This is a genomic window from Hymenobacter arcticus (assembly GCF_054779975.1).
Genome location: NZ_BAAGXF010000002.1, coordinates 13,808 through 30,505, shown reverse-complemented (window position 1 = coordinate 30,505; position 16,698 = coordinate 13,808). Strand labels below are relative to the sequence as shown.

Sequence of the window (16,698 nt, the reverse complement as noted above, 5' to 3'; positions counted from 1 at the left end):
CTCAAAATAAATCGGAGTTATCAGCGCTAACCTGGTGGCTACCGGCCTGACTGCGCTGGCTGGTGGCCCGCTGGCTGGTGCGCTTGTAGCCATTGAATAGCATCGCCTTCGCTACCAAAAAAATCGAGCGCGTAAGGGCCGTCATTGTAGGCCTCGGGCGGCGCGTAGTCGGGCGCCTCCACTATTTGGGCGTGCATGGCGGGGCTGAACAGGTAGGCCACGAACAGGCGCTGGCCCAGCCATCGGGCCACGCCGGGGTAGTAATCTTCCAGCAGCCAGCGCTTGGTTTCCTGGTCGGGCGAGGCCCGGCGGCGCAGGTCTTGCAGCCAAAACCGGCAGCCCGTGGCCAGGGCCAGGTCGGCGAGCTGCTGGTAGCAGGGCCGCAGCGCCGCGGGCTGCTCGGGCTGGTAGCGCCAGCGACCCAGCAAAATATCGAGGTCGGGGCGCGGCGTGAGTTCTAGCAGGGGCGGGTGGAGCGGCTGGTCGGGCATGCGGCGGGCGAAGTCAGACGGTACACCTTCCCTAACGAAAATCAGTGCCCGGCGGGTGCCCCGGCCGCCGGCCGCGGCGCGGCATCGGCAGGCAGCCGGCGCAGTGGGCCGGCCGCCACCAGCAAGGCCAGCAGCGTGAGCCCCGCCCCCACCAAAAAGGGCATCCCCGGAAAGTAAAGCGGGGCCTGGGGCCGCGTGAAGTAGGCAAACAAACTCGTCATCACCAGCGGCCCCACCACGCCCGTGGCGCTGATAAGCGAGGTGAGCGCGCCTTGCAGCTCGCCCTGCTCATCGGCCGGCACCTGGCCCGAAATGCTGCCCTGCAAAGCTGGCCCCGCCAGTCCGCCCAGGCAGTACACGCCCGTGAAGGCAAACATCATCCAGCCCCGCGAGGCAAACGCATACAGCACAAAGCCAAGGATATAGCACACCAGACCCACCGCCACGGCCTTAGCCGCGCCCAGCCTGGGGATGGCCACCCGCACCAGCCCGCCCTGCACAATGAGTGCGCCCAGCCCCACCGCGCCCAGCGAGTAGCCGATGAGCGTCTCGTTCCAGTTGAACTTGAGGATGGAGTAGAACGTCCAGACCGACTGCGTGGCCGAGCCCGCCAGGTAGAGCAGCACCAGGGCCACCACTAACCCAATGATTTTGGGGTACTTACCCAGCCGCACCAGCGAAGCTACGGCGTTGGCCCGCGCCCACTCGAAGGGCCGCCGCCGCTCCACGGGCAGCGACTCGGGCACCAGAAAGAAGCCGTAGAGGAAGTTGCATAAGCTCAGCACCGCCGCCACCACAAACGGTACCCGCGGCCCAAAGTGCGCAAACAAGCCCCCCAGCACCGGCCCGATAATGAAGCCCAGCCCAAACGCCGCGCCCACCAGCCCAAAGTTCTGGGCCCGCTTTTCGGGCGTGCTCACGTCGGCAATGTAGGCGGTGGCCGTAGTGAAGCTGGCTCCCGTAATGCCCGCAATCACGCGCCCCACAAACAGCCAGGCGATGGTGGGTGCCAGGGCCAGAAAAATGTAGTCGCACCCCAGCCCCAGCAGCGAAGCCAGCAGCACCGGCCGCCGCCCAAAGCGGTCGGATAGCCCCCCAATGACCGGGGCAAACGCAAACTGCGCCGCCGCGTAGGCAAACGACAGCCACCCGGCGTACTGCGAAGCCCGGCTCACGCCCTCGCCCGTGAGCTGCTCGATGAGCGTGGGCAGCACCGGGATAATGACCCCCAGCCCGATAACGTCGATGAGAATGGTGACGAAGATGAAGGCGAGCGCGGCGGGGCGTTTGGGCGACATAAAGCAAAAGGCAATTAAACAGCAAAGCTGGCGATAAAACCCTGTCGGGCCGGGAGTATGCTCTGGTGTTCACCTGGTGTTACGTTATTTTTAAGCCTGAAAATCAGGCCACAAGCCTCCGCGCCCCACCTTTTACCAATCTACTACTTGCAATTTCAGGATTTTTCAGTACTTTTGTATTACCAAACAGTGCGGGGTGGAGCAGTTGGTAGCTCGTTGGGCTCATAACCCAAAGGTCACTGGTTCGAGTCCAGTCCCCGCTACCAGTGAAAAAGAGGTTGTACCTAGCGTATGGCCTCTTTTTCTGTTTTACTAGGTCAGTCTGTGACAGATTTGGGGACACTGCTTCCCCTGCTGCAAATGGTGGCCCCGGTGCCAGGGGTGCCCCTCACCTACAAGCCCGCCGCACTGGTGAAGCCTTCCAAGGAAGCAAGAGATGGAAGATGGATGATAGTATGGTGGCAGTATTCCACCGAGGAAGGGAAGGTAGTGAGAAGGAGGCAGGGGTTTGACCTGAACTCCATCACTGACCGGAAGAGCCGGGAGAAGCGGGGAAGTGACTGGTGTACGGCCATTAACAGCCTACTCAAGCAGGGCTACACCTATTCCTCCCAGCCAGTAGCTTCCCTACCCGATGCTAGGCCCGTTCCTACCACTGTGGAAGAGGTATGGGCTGCCTTCCTCCTGACCAAGCAAACCCTGAGCAAAGGCGGGAAGTCCAACTACAAGGGAATAGGAGATATACTACTGCCCTGGTGTGGAAAGCAGGGGGTAGGGAAGCTTACCGACCTTACCCCGGCCGTTGGGAAGAGCTTCCTTGACCACTTGCGCCGTAGCCATATTTCTTCCCTCACTGGTAAGCTTCTCTCGGCCAAGTCCACTAATAACTATGGCTTCTGCCTAAAGACCTTCCAGGGGTGGGCATTGGAGCAGGGCTATTTCAAGCTGGGAGCCCTACCCTTTGCTTCCATGAAGAAGGCTAAGACCGGGAAGAGTGAACACCATAAGCCCTATACCCAGGCCCAGCTAACCACCATTCTGGAAGTGGCCCAGGCCGACGCACAATTTCACCTCTACCTACACTTCCTTTACTACACTTTTGCCCGGCCCAGGAGGGAAGTGAGATTATTGCGGGTGAGGGACTTGCGGGAAACTACTCTGTGGATTACCCAAGACCATGATAAAAACCGGGTAGGAAGGTTCTGCGATATTCCCCCGCACCTTAATTCCCTGATTGAGGAAGCCGGGTTGAGGAGCTTCCCACCTGACCACTACCTATTCACCCGGCAAGGGCAGCCCGGCCCTACCCCTGTGGGCTTCAATTACTTCTACCGGAAGCTGGTGCCCATCCTGCTACAGTTGGGCCTCAGTGACCAACACTATACACTTTATGGGTTTAAGCACAGTGGCAACATCCAGCTATGGCTAGCCACTAAAGACCTGCGGGCCATCCAGAAGCAAAACGGCCATACCACAATGGCAATGAGTGAGACTTATTTACGCGGGTTGGGCCTGCTACAGAATGACCAAGCCCTAGCTCACTTCCCCAAGATGGGTGGGTAGTTGGGAAGAAGGCAAACCCTATGTTAGAACTTTAGCTTTGAGCAGTGTTCACTATGTATGGAAAATGACAGTCACCCTCTTTGAGTTTACAGGCATTAATTCTCCTAGCACTATATCTGTCATTCCACTTGGGGAAACCCTGTGGTTTAACCCTGAGCCCTTTTTCTGGAAGCTGAACGTATACGAGCGAGGGGAAGACCTAGGAAGGTCAAAATTTCTAGCAAGCCTAGAAGACTACCAGAAAAGGCAGTTTACTTGGGAGGTAGAACAGCTTGGAGCAACCAGAGCTTATATTACCACAGTAATTAGTGAAAGTGGGCTATATGCGCTTCTGTATGAATTACCTTACCATGAGGAAAGGAGAGCCTTAATGCGCAGATTTGTAGACCAGGTAATTCTTCCATACATGAGGTTTGGAAGGAAGATAGGTGGGGTATCTATTAAAACAGAAGAGAAGGGATACAGCTTAGTTATTTGACCCCACAATTACCTTAGCTGCTGGCATCTGGTGGAAGTAGAAAAAGAAGGGATTTGGGAAGGCTATACCATGAGGGAACACTAAACCAGAAATGGCTTGCCTACCCACTGAAATACCCGTAGCCCCAGGCCCCACAGCTACCCTAGTTTCTGGCCTCTGTGGAAGTGAGGAAGAGAGAGTAGTTTAGGGCCATGAAAGTCTTACTCTTACTCCTCCTTCCCTTTCTGGGATGGGGGCAATCTAGGTATGTGAAAATTACTTCTACTCACGCTAGAATAGGTGCTAAAGCTCAAACAGGAATAGTACTTACTAGGGTACTGCCAATAAGTGTATTTATTTATAATAATGGTATAGTTCTTATGTCCGATAAAGGAGTTAGTACCTACCCTATAGCGAAAGTAAAAATTAAAGGGGTGCTTACAAACTATATTCTGGAAGGAGGTGGAACAGCTCAATTAAAGGATAATCAGACTTTTACTCTTGCTATTCCTCAAAAAGCGATATTGATTAAATTGGAAGATTGTACAGTGACATATGATTGATAGGTGAGGAATAAATTATTGAACTGATGAGATGGGTGAAGGTATTTGGTGATTCATAAAACCACCGCAACTCAAGGCCCAGCAGTTGCCACAGTTTCACCTCTTTTCCTGGCCACTGTGGAAGTGGAATGGTGATTGAGGAAATGAGCCTGCCTGCTACCCTCTGAGGCTCTTAAAACCCCACTATGGGAGTTGTGGAAGGTTACCACTCTTATTTATTTAATAGCTTTGTTGGCAAATTTTCTGGTAGTCCAAATAGTCACTACCTTACTAGCGGCCCCCCTATACTCTACTTGACCGTTGGGTACTACGCCCAACTTACACACTATTAACTTAGTACAGGAAATAGGAGTCACGTGAAGTAGCGAGGAATTATGCCCATGCGGTAAGATTTTCTTGGAATAATGATACTTTCTGCGTATCTTTGTATCACTCTTCCGAGTAGCTAGGTACCACTAGTTGATGATTTAGCCTGAGCCATCTCAGGACTACGCCCCTGGACACGTCATGGTACTGACTGTTTGGGGGCTTTTTGTTTCCTCTTGCTAGTACCCTCTACTCCTTACATCTCCATTCCGAAAGGTCTGGCTACTCACCTAGTCAAGAATGACAAGGAGTTGAAGGCCATTTCTTTCTGGTATGGGTTAAAGTCTCTCCGGGTAGGGGGTTACATCAAGGATTTTTCCAAGCAGGCCAAGGACATTGCCCACTATCTGGGTTGCAGTGAAAGAACACTGTGGACTTATGTAGGAATCTTGAAAGAGATGGGCTACTTGGAAAGACCCAATAAGCAGGATATTTCTTTGAAGGCTTCCCGACTATTAGCTGAACAATATGGAGTGTCTACCAAGAAGTATTACCAAGTTCCCCTTAGTGAAATTCCTACCCTCAAATATTACATCACCACTCTAGCCTATCAGGAGAACATTAACCGGCAGGAATACGCCCAAAAGAAGAAGTTAGAAAATCAGTACTTGTCTACCAGAGGCATCCATTACTCATCCCTCCAACCTGCTGCCCGCCACCGTTATTTACGGGGTTTTTCAGTGGAAAAGGAGTTGGCTCAGGCCACCAAGCATTTTGAGAAACAGGTATCTGACTACACTTCTTCCAGGGCTATTCCTGCCTTTAATCCTCATGCTACCCTCTCCCGGCTAGGGATGGCTAAGGCCAGAGGGAAGAAAGACAAGTCCTCAGGGAAGTATATGGTGGAGATACTTAAGGAACTAGGGTACATTGAGGAACAGGAGTGCCAGCTTGACCTAGGCCCCATTACTCCCCAAGAAATGGGCCTTATAAGGGAGTTGGGAGCAGATTATACCTTCCGCTGTTACAAGGGAAGACTGGTGAAGAGTCTCTCTAACCTGATTACCACTACTCTCCCTAAGGTGTAGGGATGAGTAATGATAGGGGTAGGATTTGCAAAAGGGTTGTTAGCTGATGGAGGTATTCCTACTAGGGGCCACTCACAAGAAGATTGGAGTAAGGTCAACAGTCTTACCTTAGCAGTCCACTTTTAGACCTTCCCTTTCATGCAACTGGTTATTTTTGAGTATGAGGACAACCTGGAAAGAGAAGACCTTACCACTATTGACATTGACGGGGAGGTATGGTTTATTGCCCTGGAAGTCTGTAAGGTGTTGGATATACAGAATGTCAGTGATGCAGTCAGTAGGTTAGATGAGGATGAGAAGCAGGTTACTATGCTTCCTCGGTCAGGTCAGCTAAGGGCTACTAATATTATCAGTGAGAGTGGTCTTTACAACCTGATTCTTCGCAGTAATAAACCAGGAGCTAAAGCATTCAGGAGGTGGTTAACTAAAGTTGTACTTCCCGCTATTAGGAAGAGGGGAGGGTATGGGACTACCAAAACCCCTACCCACAACTTTGTCCTACGGTATAATGCTAACTGGAATAGGACTTCCCCAGGGTACTTCTCTGTTATCAGTGAGCTGTTTGTAAGGCTCTATGGGAAGTTTGAGATGGTGGGATATGAGATTCCTACCAAAGCACTAACCGGGAAAGAAATTAGGCCAGATGTAAGTGTAGGAAAGCTCTTCTCTACCTACCTAACTAAGTTCCATGAGGAAGAGGCTGCTAACTACACTAAGTACCCACACCTGTTTCCAGATGGGTCCGAGTATCTCTGCCGACAGTATCCCAACTCTCTACTTCCAACTTTCATTGACTATGTGGAGAATGAGTGGATACCTAAATGTGCGGCCAACTATCTAAAGGATAAGGACCCTAAAGCATTAGAGTACCTACCCTTGCTATTGGGTCCCAAAGGTTGACCTCTGTTCTACCGATAGTAGAGGTATCTAACCCTACCCTCGGCTTTAAGGATATCAGGTTATTTAACACCTACACTAGCTACCCTCGGTTATATCGAGGTCAGGTGCGCTACTAGCTACCCTAGCTATAACCGAGGGTAGTTTCTCAACTTCTTGATTAACAAGAGCCATAATTTGCGCACCCCTTCACTTGAAAGCTCTACTACTCTTCCTCTTACTTCCCTTCTTTGGTTGGGGGCAGTCCTCTGAAATCCTTACAGTAGCTAGCAATAAGGTTAGGCGGGGAACCATGAAACAATGGGGAAGAATTCAATTGCTTCCTAACCCATTGGGAATAAGAGAAATGCGGGATGAGAAAGGTGCTTATATTGAGTATTATCAGGACAGGTACTACGTGGTGGAAGTAAAGCGGGAAGTAAACAAACTGGTTCTTCTGCTGGAAGGTGAAGGAGTGGCCGTATTAGGAAAGGTACCTAATAAGTTTACTCTCACCCTTCCACAGAAGAACCTGAGTTTAGTGTTTGAGGATTGCACTTATATAAAAGCTGAGGATTAGGTGCCATTCCTGTGTTTTATTCTATTCCCAGTAGTTATTACAGGCCGGGGTAACCCTCTAGGAAGTGAGTAAGGACAGGGTAATAAAATGTACGGCTTGTGTCAGAATCTGTGTCACCACTTCCCCATCTTCCCCCTACATTTGCCCACATACAGCCTTCCAGTAGTAGCTAGAACCGGTTTCCAGGGGCTCATAACCCAAAGGTCACTGGTTCGAGTCCAGTCCCCGCTACCGAAAAAAGGCCGTTCTCTACCGAGAGCGGCCTTTTCTTTTGCCCATTGTACACAGTACTCCAGTTGGTACGGAGCCTGTGCCGGCCGCCGGGTGCATCGCGGCTTACCGAATATAACCAACCAAAAAGGCCGCTCTCGGTAGAGAATGGCCTTTTTTAGTTTGTATAGCGCAGTCCAATGGCAGCGCCGGCAAGCTACATTTTGGCTTTCATCTTGGTTTTGCCGTCGGCTTTCATCGCCTTGGCTTGCTGACGCTTCATGCGCCGCTCGTCGGCGGTGGCGCTGGTGGGGGCGCCTTTGGTGAATACCTCGCCGGCGCTTACTGCTCCGTTGGGAGTTGCTTGCTCGGGAGCGGTACCGCTGGGCACGGCGCTGGGGCTAGCCGTGGTGGTGCCGGGTGCGCCGGGCGTGGTGCCGGGCGTAGTAGTGGTAGGAGTGGTTTGGGCAGCAGCCGTACCGAAGGTGAACAGGCTGGCGGCGAAGAGCAAATGCGAGAATTTCATAGGAAAAGGAAAAAGTGATTAGCTGCGGATTTTACTCCTAAAACCGTAATAAGGTTATCGTTGGAGCTAATTTGTTGGTTAACAATAAATTAGGTAATGGGCTGCAGCAGGCGGCTCCAGCGCACCTTGTGCCAGAAGTCGGCGTAGGGGTCCAAGGACAGCCAAACGAACACGGCTTTGCCCACGAGGTGGTCTTCGGGCACGAAGCCCCAAAAGCGCGAGTCTTCCGAGTTGTGGCGGTTGTCGCCCATCATAAAGTAATAGTCCTGCTTGAGGGTGTAGCGGGTGAGCGGCCGGCCGTTTTGCTGCATCATGCCACCCTTCCAGCTAATGCCAGGGTTGTGCTCATACTGGCTCACTATTTTGTAGTAAATGGCGGCATTAGCCGGCGTGAGTACGATGGTCTGGCCTTTCTTGGGCACCGGCAGCGGGCCATAATTGTCTAGCTGCCAGTGGGTAGGTACGGCGCTGGCGGCCCCGGAAACGTCAAAGTCGGCCACGTCGGGGAAGAGGGCCGCGGCTGGCGCGGCCACGGTGAGCGCCCGCACATAGGGCTGCTTTTTGAAGAACTCAGCCACGGCGGCCGGGCAGCTGATGAAGTAGCCGAGCTGGCCGGTGGCGGGGTTGGTGCTGGTCGCGGGCAGGCCGTCGGGCTGGGTGTAGTCCACCACGCCCTGGTCGTGCAGGGCCTGGCGCACCTCGTCATTAGGCTGGGCCACGGCCAGGAAGTAGGTGGCTTGGGGCGCGCCGGCAATGGCGCCGGGCCGGCCGTTGAGGAAAACCTGGCCGTTGCGGATGGCCAGCGTGTCGCCGGCCACGGCTATGCAGCGCTTGATGAGGAAGGTGCGCAGGTCGGCGGGCCGCTGCTGCTCGTGGGGCACGTGAAACACCACCACGTCGTTGCGCTGCACCGTGCTGAAACCAGGCAGGCGGTAAGTGGGTAGCTGGATGGCCTCCGAATAGCTCTTACTATTGAGTACCGGTAGCGTTTGGTGCGTGAGGGGCACTTGCAGCGGCGTTTGGGGCGTGCGGGGCCCGTAGTGCAACTTGCTCACAAACAGGTAGTCGCCCACCAGCAGCGAGTGCTCCATGCTTTCGGATGGAATGACGTAGGCCTCCACCGCCGACCAGCGGATGAGCGTGGCCACCACCACGGCAAACAGCAGGGAGTTGGCCCACTCGCGGGTTTTGCTGGGGGCGGCGGCGGGGGTGGGTGGGGCGCTAGGGCGCCGGGGCGAAAAAAAAGCCATGCTGCGTGGGAGAAGGTAAGGGAGTGGTAGCGAAGGGGCTGGTAGTAGCGGTAACTCGCAAGCCGTGAAATTAGTATGGGGCGCTACGGCTTGGGTTAACGAGGTGCTGGCGCACGCCGCCCGGTGCCCGTAGCGCCGGGGTGGGCGGCGTAACTACTGGCCGAGTCCGTATTTTCCGGTCTAAAATAGGTATATCTCGTAGCCCGGCCCGGCGTAAACAAGCAAATGCAACCACCCGAAAGCGAAGAACAACGCCGCCGTGCCGTGACCGCCGCCGTGGCCCTCACGGCCAATACGCCCCAGGCCCCGCAGCGCTACGAGCGTCAGCTGCTAGACCGCTATCAGCGCGGCGAAATCACTATCGAGCAGGTTATCAGCTTGTTGAATGCTAGTATTTACCAGGTGCTTTACCACAGCCAGGCCACTGGTACCGTAAGCGAGGGCGAGCTGCAAAGCCTGCTTGCCGAAGCGCGCAGCTTCAACACCCGGCACCAGCTCACGGGTATTCTACTCTATAGCGACGGCCGGTTTGTGCAGCTGCTGGAGGGGCCCGAGCCCGAAGTGCGCGCCCTGTACGCCAAAATTCAGCAAGACCAGCGGCATACCCAGGTGGTGACGGTGAGCGAGGGCCCCGGCCCCGGCCGCCGCTTTGCCGACTGGAGCATGGGCCTGGGGCGCACCGCCGGCCCGGCCGCCGCTAAGGCCCTCGATGCCCTGCTGGTACAGGAAGACCTGCCTGCCCCCGAGCTGGCCGAGCCCTACCTGCGCGCGCTGCTCCAGGCGTTTGGCGTGGCCCTGGCCGAGCCGGGCTGCTAGTCGGGAGCCGGGGTGCCGCCTGCGGGGCGGGCTAGCAAAAACGCGCGCAGGCGCTTGATGCAGTGCCTTATTTCCGCTGTCCGGGCGGGGTGCTGCGTGTTCCGGTGGCCTTCGCCGTGGGTTGCTGCGCCGCCAAGCTGGTGGGGGCTGGCCAGCCGCCAACGGTAGCAGTGGGCCTACGCCATACTGGGGCGCGTGGGCCCGGCCCCAACAACGCGGCCGGGCCGCTAACTTAGCAAGGCGTTTTGGCTAGCCCGCAAGTGAGGCGCTGCCGAGCTTTTGGTAGCGGGCAGCTGAGCTATCGGTATAGCAGGGCAAAGGCAGCCCGCCTATTCTCTATGAAAAATATTCCCGTGCCCGAAAACGCACCGGGCCCGGATGAGTCGGTGGCCGCGCCCATCGCGGCCGACTCCGTCACGCCGCGCTCACCCCGCGACCAGCGCGCGGCCACGCTCGCCCGCGATGGCCGCCCCGGCAGCCCCGACAAGTTTGCCGTGGTGGCGCTCTGCGGCTCGGCGGGCGCGCTGGAGGCCTTTGAGAAGTTCTTTGCCCACCTGCCGCCCCTCAGCGGGCTGGCCCTGGTGGTGGTGGTGCACCGGCCGGCCGCGCCCGCCCACGGCGAGCAGCTTACGCAAGTGCTGCAGCGCTTTACGCTGCTGCCCGTGGCCGAGGCCACCGACGGCCTGCGCGTGCGGCCCAACCACGTGTACGTCATTCCGGCCGACCACGACCTGAGCCTGCTGCACGGCTGCCTCTACCTGCTCAAGCCCACGCAGCCGGCCAGCCGCCGCCAGCCCATCGACTTTTTTCTGCAAACCCTGGCCAAGGATGTGGGCGAGCGGGCGGTGTGCGTCATCTGCTCGGGGCTGGGAGCCGATGGCACCGTGGGCCTGAAGCTGATAATGGAAAACTTTGGGATGGTGATGGTGCAGGACCCCGCCACGGCCCAGTTCGACGCCATGCCGCGCGCGGCGCTGGCCACCGAGTTTGTCGATTTTATGCTGCCCCCCGAGCGCCTGCCCGCCCAGCTGCTCGATTACCTGGTGTGTCCCCTGGGGGCGCGCCCTGCCGCCCGCGCCGCTGCCTCGCCGAGCCAGCCGGGCCACGCGCTGCAGAAAATATTTCTGCTCATTCGCTCCCAAACCGGGCACGACTTCAGCTTTTACAAGCGCAATACGGTGTTTCGGCGCATTGAGCGCCGCATGAACTCGCACCAAATCAAGGACTTCACGCAGTACGTGCGCTACTTGCAGGAAAACCCCGGCGAGGTCGAGCAGCTCTTTCACGAGCTGCTGATTGGCGTTACCAAGTTTTTCCGCGATGCCGAAGCCTTTGCCAGCCTGAAAGCCCTGCTGCGCCCGCTGCTGGCCGCCAAAGAAACCGACGGCCCCGTGCGGGTGTGGGCCCCCGGCTGCTCGACGGGCGAGGAGGCCTACTCGTTGGCCATGACCCTGCTCGAGTGCCTCGACGAGCTCAAGCCCGATGGCCACCACCTGCGGCTCCAGATTTTTGCCACCGACATCTCGCCTGGTGGCATTGCCTTTGCCCGCGCCGGGCTGTACCGCGAAAACATTACGGCCGACGTGAGCCCCGAGCGGCTGGCCCGCTTTTTTCAGAAAACCGACGACCACTACCAGATTCGCAAGGAAGTGCGCGACGTGGTGGTGTTTGCCCTGCACAACCTCAACAAGGACGCGCCCTTCATCAAGCTCGACCTGCTGGTGTGCCGCAACCTGCTCATCTACCTCTCGGCCGAGCTGCAGAAAAGCCTGCTCCCCATTTTTCATTATGCCTTGAATGCCAATGGGTTGCTATTTCTAGGGCCCAGCGAAAACATTACCGGCTACCAGGACTTGTTTCAGCCCCTGGATGTGAAGTGGAAAATATCGCGGCGCACCAGCCTGCCCGCCGCGCTGCCCCACGTCCTCAAGTTTGCGTTTGCGCGCCAAGCGCCCGCGTCCCCTACCACGGCCCTCATGTCTGCCTCCGCCTCCGCCAACCACCGCCAAACCAGTTCGTTTGCCTCGCTGGTGCAAAAAAAGCTGCTGCAAGCCTACGCCCCGCCCGCCGTGGTGATTGATGCCAAGGGCGAAATCCTGTACGTGAACGGCCGCATCGGCAAGTACCTGGAGCCCGCCCCCGGCCTCAGCGGCATGAACCTGTTTGAGATGGCCCGCGAGGAGCCCAACTTCGAAATCAGTGGGGCGGTGCACCGCGCCACCCAAACCCACCAGGACGTGGTGGTGGACAACGTGCGCGTGCGCACCGACGCCGGCCAGCAGGTGCTGCGCCTCTCGGTGCAGCACCTGGCCGGCCTGCTGCTGGTGGTGTTTGAGGACCAGCCCACCCCGCGCCGCCTGCGCGTGGCCAAAAGCACCCCCAGCCCCGACGGTGCGCCCCGCGAGGCCCTGGTGGCCCTCGATAAAGAGCTGCAACACACCAAGCACCGCCTCCAAACCACCGTGGAGGAGATGGAAAGCAGCCTCGAAGAGCTCAAGAGTACCAACGAGGAGCTGCAAAGCGCCAACGAGGAGCTGCAAAGCACCAACGAGGAAGCCATGACCAACAAGGAGGAAATGCAGAGCCTCAACGAGGAGCTCATGACCCTCAACATGCAGTACCTGGCCAAAACCGAGGAGCTGGGCCAAACGGCCAACGACATGAAGAACCTGCTCGATGCCACCGAAATCGCCATTATCTTCCTGGATAATGATTTGGTAATCAAGCGGTTTACGCCGCCCGTGGGGCGCATCATCAGCCTGGTGCCGGCCGATGTGGGCCGGCCGCTGGCGCACTTCACCAGCAGCCTGCGCTACGAGCACCTGCTGCGCGATGTGCAGCAGGTGCTCGACCGCCTCACGGTGGTCGAAACCAACATCCAAACCACCCGCGGCGAGTGGTACGCGCTGCGCATTTTGCCCTACCGCTCGCTCGACAACTACACCAACGGGGCGGTGCTCACCTTCACCGACATCACGGCCCTGAAGGTGCTTGAAACCCGCCTGCAAGATCACACCCGCTTCACCGACAGCCTGCAGGACGGCGGCCGCGAGCCCCAGCTCACGCTCGATGCCCAGTTGCGCGTGCTCGGGGCCAACCCGGCCTTTGCCCACACCTTTGGCGAGCCCCTGGCCGGGCTGCCGGGCCGGGCGCTGGCCAGCCTCAGCGGAGCGGCCTGGCGGCAGCCGGCGCTGCACCAGCAGCTGCGGCGGCTGCTGGACGAAACCAGCCCGAGCGCCGAGTTTGAGGGCTTCGTGCTGGAGGCCGAGTTCCCAGGCCTGGGCCGGCGGCGCGCCCTGCTCTACGGCCGCCGGGTGCTGCACCAGGGCCAGCCCACCCACCAGCTGATGCTGGGCGTGCGGGCCCTGGAAGAAGTGTAGCCCGCGGCCCGCGGGTTTTGCTTAACTTGTAATGGGTTGGCCCACACGAAGTAACAGACCAAAAGTAAACGAGTAGTAGTAGTGCTGCAACCGTTTGTTAATCAGAGTAAAAGCTAAGGGCTCACTACTTAGTTTAGTTTTAGATAATGGCTGATTTAGATTTCCGGCCGCTGCCGGCCGATGTGCCGGTTTCGGAAGCGTTGCTCCAGGTGCTGCTCACCGTGTCGGTGGCGGGCGTTATCCTGTTTCGGCCGGTGCTGGCCGCCAACGGTACCGACGTGCTCGACCTCACCTACGAGCACCTCAACCCCGCCGCCCAGCGCATGCTGCGACTGCCGGTGCGCCCCCCCGAATCGTTTCTGACGCTGTTTCCGCACGCCCGCACCACGGGCGTGTTTGCTTTTTATGCGCAGGCCTGGCACTCGGGCCAGCCCGCGCAGTGCCAGGCCAACTACCAGCACGACCAGCTCGACGGCTACTTTCACCTGGCGGCCCAGCGCCACGGCCCGCTGCTGCTGGTGAGCTTTACCGACACCAACGACCAGCCCCGCACGGCCGTGGAAGAAGCCCTGCGCCAGAGCCAGGCCCGCGAGCAGCAGGCCCTGGCCGCCGCCGAGGCCGAGCGTACCACGCTGCACGCCCTGCTCACGCAGGCCCCCGTGGCCATTGGCCTGTTTGAAGGCCCCACCCTGCGCATTGCGGCCGCCAACGCGCAAATGGCTGCCCTGTGGGGCCGCACGCCCGAGGCCGTGGTGGGCCAGCCCCTGCTGCAAGCCGTGCCCGAGCTGCGCGGCCAGGGCTTCGACGCGCTGCTGCACCAGGTGCTGGCCACGCAGGTGCCCGTGACGGGCACCGAAGCCCCCGCCCAAATGCAGCGCGATGGCCGGCTGCAAACCATCTACTATAACTTTGTGTATCAGCCCATTTACGATGCGCAGGGCCGGATGCTGGGCGTGGTAGATGTGGCCGTGGAAGTGACCGAGCAGGTGCTGGCCCGCCAGCGCGTGCAGGAGCTGCACGACGAGCTGGCCGTTATCAACGAAGAGCTGCGGGCCAACAACGAGGCGCTGCTGGCCACCAACCAGGCGCTGGGCGAAACCCAGCACGACTTGCAGCGCCTCAACGAGGAACTGGAGGCCCGCGTGGCGGCCCGCACCGCCGAAGCCCGCGCCGCCCTGCACGAGGCGCAGGGGCAGCGCGAGCAGTTGCGCGTGCAGCAGGGCCTGCTCAGCCAGATTCTGGGCCAGGTGCCAGCCGCCATTGCCGCCCTCACCGGCCCCGAGCACCGCTACTCGTTCTTCAACGACCAGTACCACAGCCTGGTAGCCGGGCGCACGGCCCTGGGCCGCCCGGTGGCCGAGGTGGTGCCCGAAGTGGTGGCCCAGGGCTTCATGGGCCTGCTCGACCAGGTGTACGCCACTGGCCAGCCCTTTGTGGGCAGCGAAATGCCGGTGCTGCTGCCCGGCCCGGCCGCCGGACCCGGCCAGCAGCGCTACTTGGATATGCTTTACCAGCCCCTGTTTGATGGGCAGCGGCAGCCGCAGGGCATTCTGGCCTTTATCGTGGACGTGACCGATAAGGTACTGGCCCAGCGCCAGGCCAGCACGCTGCAAGCCGCCGTGCTGGCCGCCGTGCAGCGCCAAAGCCAGGAGCGCGAAAACCTCTACCAGCTTTTTGAGCAGGCCCCGGCCGCCATTTGCCTGCTGCGCGAGCCCGACCACCGCATCGAGTACCTCAACCCGGCCTACCAGGCGCTGTTTCCGGGCCGCCCGCTGCGGGGCCACGGCATGGCCGCGGTGCAGCCCGAAGCCCACGAGTTTCTGGCCCGGCTCGACGAAGTGTACCAAACGGGCACGCCCTACCACGGCGTGGAGGAGCAGCTGGCCAGCGCGCCGGCCCCCGGCCAGCCGCCCCGCCCGCGCTACTACAACTTCACCTACCAGGCCTACCGCGAGGAAGGGGCCATTGTGGGCGTGGGCGTCTTTGCCTTCGACGTCACGGACAAGGTGCTGGCCCGCCAGCAGCGCGAGGCGCAGCAGGCCGAGCTGCAGCGCATTTTTGAGCAGGCCCCGGTGGCCATTGCCATCCTGCGCGGCCCCGCCCTGGTAGTGGAGCTGGCCAACGCGGCGGTGGGCCGCATCTGGGGCCGCGTGCCGGCCCACGTGCGGGGCCGCCCCTACTTCGAGGCCGTGCCCGACACGGCGGGCCAGGGCTTTGAGCAGGTGCTGGCCGAGGTGCTGCGCACGGGCCAGCCGCACACCGTCACCGAGGCCCCCGTCACCTTCGCGCGGGCGCACACGGGCCAGCCCACGCAGGCCTACGTTAATTTCGTGTTTCAGCCTTTGCTTGGTGATAACCAGGCTGTTAGCGGTGTCATTGCCATTGGCACCGAGGTAACCGAGCAGGTGCTGGCCCGCCAGCAGGTGCTGGCCCTCAACGAGGCGTTGCAAGCCACCAACGCCACGCTGGCCGACACCAACGCCCGCCTGCTGCGCACCAACACCGACCTCGACACGTTTGTGTACACCGCCTCGCACGACCTCAAAGCACCCATCACCAACATTGAGGGGCTGCTGTCGGCCCTGCGCGAGCAGCTGCCGCCCGCCGCCCTGGCCGCCCCGCTGGTGCCCCGCATCCTGGGGTTGATGCGCGACGCGGTGGCCCGCTTTCAGCAAACCATCGGGCACCTCACCGACATTGGCCAGCTGCAGCAGGAAGCCGCCACCGCGCCCGCCGAGGCCGTGGATGTGGCCGCCCAGGTAGAGGCCGTGCGCCTCGACCTGGCTCCGCTGCTGCTGGCCGCCCAGGCCACGCTCAGCGTGGATAGTGCGCCGGGCCTGGCGGTGCAGTGCCCCCCCAAAACCCTGCGCTCGGTGGTGTACAACCTGCTCAGCAACGCCGTGAAGTACCGCGACCCCGCCCGCCCGCCGGTGGTGGCCCTGCGCTGCTACGCCCACGCCGGCCAGGTAATGCTGGTGGTGCAGGATAATGGCCTCGGCCTGAGCGAAACCCAGCGGGGCCAGCTGTTTCGCATGTTTCGGCGCCTGCACAGCCACGTCGAGGGCTCGGGCGTGGGCCTCTACATGGTGAAGCGCCTGGTCGAAAACGCCGGCGGCACCATTGCCGTGCAGAGCCAGCCTGGCGTGGGCTCTACCTTTACCGTGACGCTGCCGCTGGCCCGCTAACGCCGTTTTCTGCCCCCGCGCGCTCCCGCGGAGAAAGCTGGCTGGTGTGCTGCCGGCCCCGCGCAAGTATTGATTAAGTAGCTTATAATCAATAAAATACTCGTAAATT

Annotated in this window: 13 protein-coding genes and 1 tRNA gene; 10 read left to right on the top strand and 4 right to left on the bottom strand. The window is 59.4% G+C overall.

Annotated features, from left to right (window positions below; translation table 11 throughout):
* Nucleotides 1-38 precede the first annotated feature (38 nt).
* Both ACYVGC_RS03720 and ACYVGC_RS03715 read right to left on the bottom strand, forming a co-directional pair.
* Entirely contained in the window at nucleotides 39-491 is a 453-nt protein-coding gene (locus ACYVGC_RS03720) for a hypothetical protein (protein WP_460582445.1), read from the bottom strand.
* 41 nt (nucleotides 492-532) lie between these two features.
* Entirely contained in the window at nucleotides 533-1,789 is a 1,257-nt protein-coding gene (locus ACYVGC_RS03715) for a TCR/Tet family MFS transporter (protein ID WP_460582444.1), read from the bottom strand.
* Nucleotides 1,790-1,979: 190 nt separating this feature from the next.
* Between ACYVGC_RS03715 and ACYVGC_RS03710 the strand changes: the two genes are divergently transcribed.
* The 7 genes from ACYVGC_RS03710 (at nucleotide 1,980) to ACYVGC_RS03680 (ending at nucleotide 7,222) form a co-directional block, all read left to right on the top strand.
* Nucleotides 1,980-2,055: transfer RNA gene (locus ACYVGC_RS03710), tRNA-Met, on the top strand.
* A gap of 25 nt (nucleotides 2,056-2,080) precedes the next feature.
* The gene (locus ACYVGC_RS03705) at nucleotides 2,081-3,352 is read left to right on the top strand and encodes a tyrosine-type recombinase/integrase (protein WP_460582443.1); all 1,272 of its coding nucleotides are present in this window, start codon (nucleotides 2,081-2,083) and stop codon (nucleotides 3,350-3,352) included.
* 64 nt (nucleotides 3,353-3,416) lie between these two features.
* Entirely contained in the window at nucleotides 3,417-3,830 is a 414-nt protein-coding gene (locus ACYVGC_RS03700; RefSeq protein WP_460582442.1) for a BRO-N domain-containing protein, read from the top strand.
* Nucleotides 3,831-4,078: 248 nt separating this feature from the next.
* Nucleotides 4,079-4,372, top strand: coding sequence for a hypothetical protein (locus tag ACYVGC_RS03695; protein ID WP_460582441.1), 294 nt, complete (start codon nucleotides 4,079-4,081; stop codon nucleotides 4,370-4,372).
* Nucleotides 4,373-4,914: 542 nt separating this feature from the next.
* Complete coding sequence (locus ACYVGC_RS03690; RefSeq protein WP_460582440.1) at nucleotides 4,915-5,766, top strand: hypothetical protein; 852 nt, start codon at nucleotides 4,915-4,917, stop codon at nucleotides 5,764-5,766.
* Nucleotides 5,767-5,904: 138 nt separating this feature from the next.
* The gene (locus ACYVGC_RS03685) at nucleotides 5,905-6,666 is read left to right on the top strand and encodes a BRO-N domain-containing protein (RefSeq protein WP_460582439.1); all 762 of its coding nucleotides are present in this window, start codon (nucleotides 5,905-5,907) and stop codon (nucleotides 6,664-6,666) included.
* Between the two features lie 190 nt (nucleotides 6,667-6,856).
* The gene (locus ACYVGC_RS03680; RefSeq protein ID WP_460582438.1) at nucleotides 6,857-7,222 is read left to right on the top strand and encodes a hypothetical protein; all 366 of its coding nucleotides are present in this window, start codon (nucleotides 6,857-6,859) and stop codon (nucleotides 7,220-7,222) included.
* A 427-nt stretch (nucleotides 7,223-7,649) separates the two neighbouring features.
* On the opposite strand, the gene ACYVGC_RS03675 is transcribed toward ACYVGC_RS03680, so the two are convergent.
* Both ACYVGC_RS03675 and lepB read right to left on the bottom strand, forming a co-directional pair.
* Nucleotides 7,650-7,958 (bottom strand): hypothetical protein, encoded by a 309-nt coding sequence (locus ACYVGC_RS03675; RefSeq protein WP_460582437.1) that lies wholly within the window; start codon nucleotides 7,956-7,958, stop codon nucleotides 7,650-7,652.
* 89 nt (nucleotides 7,959-8,047) lie between these two features.
* Entirely contained in the window at nucleotides 8,048-9,208 is a 1,161-nt protein-coding gene (gene lepB / locus ACYVGC_RS03670; RefSeq protein ID WP_460582436.1) for a S26 family signal peptidase, read from the bottom strand.
* A 225-nt stretch (nucleotides 9,209-9,433) separates the two neighbouring features.
* Here lepB and ACYVGC_RS03665 point away from each other — a divergent pair, with 225 nt between their 5' ends.
* The 3 genes from ACYVGC_RS03665 to ACYVGC_RS03655 all read left to right on the top strand — a co-directional run bounded on the left by ACYVGC_RS03665 (nucleotide 9,434) and on the right by ACYVGC_RS03655 (nucleotide 16,589).
* Nucleotides 9,434-10,024, top strand: a complete 591-nt coding sequence (locus ACYVGC_RS03665; protein WP_460582435.1) for a BLUF domain-containing protein — start codon at nucleotides 9,434-9,436, stop codon at nucleotides 10,022-10,024.
* Between the two features lie 338 nt (nucleotides 10,025-10,362).
* Complete coding sequence (locus ACYVGC_RS03660; RefSeq protein ID WP_460582434.1) at nucleotides 10,363-13,404, top strand: CheR family methyltransferase; 3,042 nt, start codon at nucleotides 10,363-10,365, stop codon at nucleotides 13,402-13,404.
* A 146-nt stretch (nucleotides 13,405-13,550) separates the two neighbouring features.
* Complete coding sequence (locus ACYVGC_RS03655) at nucleotides 13,551-16,589, top strand: PAS domain-containing protein (RefSeq protein WP_460582433.1); 3,039 nt, start codon at nucleotides 13,551-13,553, stop codon at nucleotides 16,587-16,589.
* Nucleotides 16,590-16,698 lie beyond the last annotated feature (109 nt).

Coding starts and splice junctions, on each gene's coding strand:
- ACYVGC_RS03720 (WP_460582445.1), bottom strand. CDS start 491: ATGCCCGACCAGCCGCTCCACCCGCCCCTGCTAGAACTCACGCCGCGC.
- ACYVGC_RS03715 (WP_460582444.1), bottom strand. CDS start 1,789: ATGTCGCCCAAACGCCCCGCCGCGCTCGCCTTCATCTTCGTCACCATT.
- ACYVGC_RS03705 (WP_460582443.1), top strand. CDS start 2,081: ATGGCCTCTTTTTCTGTTTTACTAGGTCAGTCTGTGACAGATTTGGGG.
- ACYVGC_RS03700 (WP_460582442.1), top strand. CDS start 3,417: ATGACAGTCACCCTCTTTGAGTTTACAGGCATTAATTCTCCTAGCACT.
- ACYVGC_RS03685 (WP_460582439.1), top strand. CDS start 5,905: ATGCAACTGGTTATTTTTGAGTATGAGGACAACCTGGAAAGAGAAGAC.
- ACYVGC_RS03675 (WP_460582437.1), bottom strand. CDS start 7,958: ATGAAATTCTCGCATTTGCTCTTCGCCGCCAGCCTGTTCACCTTCGGT.
- lepB (WP_460582436.1), bottom strand. CDS start 9,208: ATGGCTTTTTTTTCGCCCCGGCGCCCTAGCGCCCCACCCACCCCCGCC.
- ACYVGC_RS03665 (WP_460582435.1), top strand. CDS start 9,434: ATGCAACCACCCGAAAGCGAAGAACAACGCCGCCGTGCCGTGACCGCC.
- ACYVGC_RS03660 (WP_460582434.1), top strand. CDS start 10,363: ATGAAAAATATTCCCGTGCCCGAAAACGCACCGGGCCCGGATGAGTCG.
- ACYVGC_RS03655 (WP_460582433.1), top strand. CDS start 13,551: ATGGCTGATTTAGATTTCCGGCCGCTGCCGGCCGATGTGCCGGTTTCG.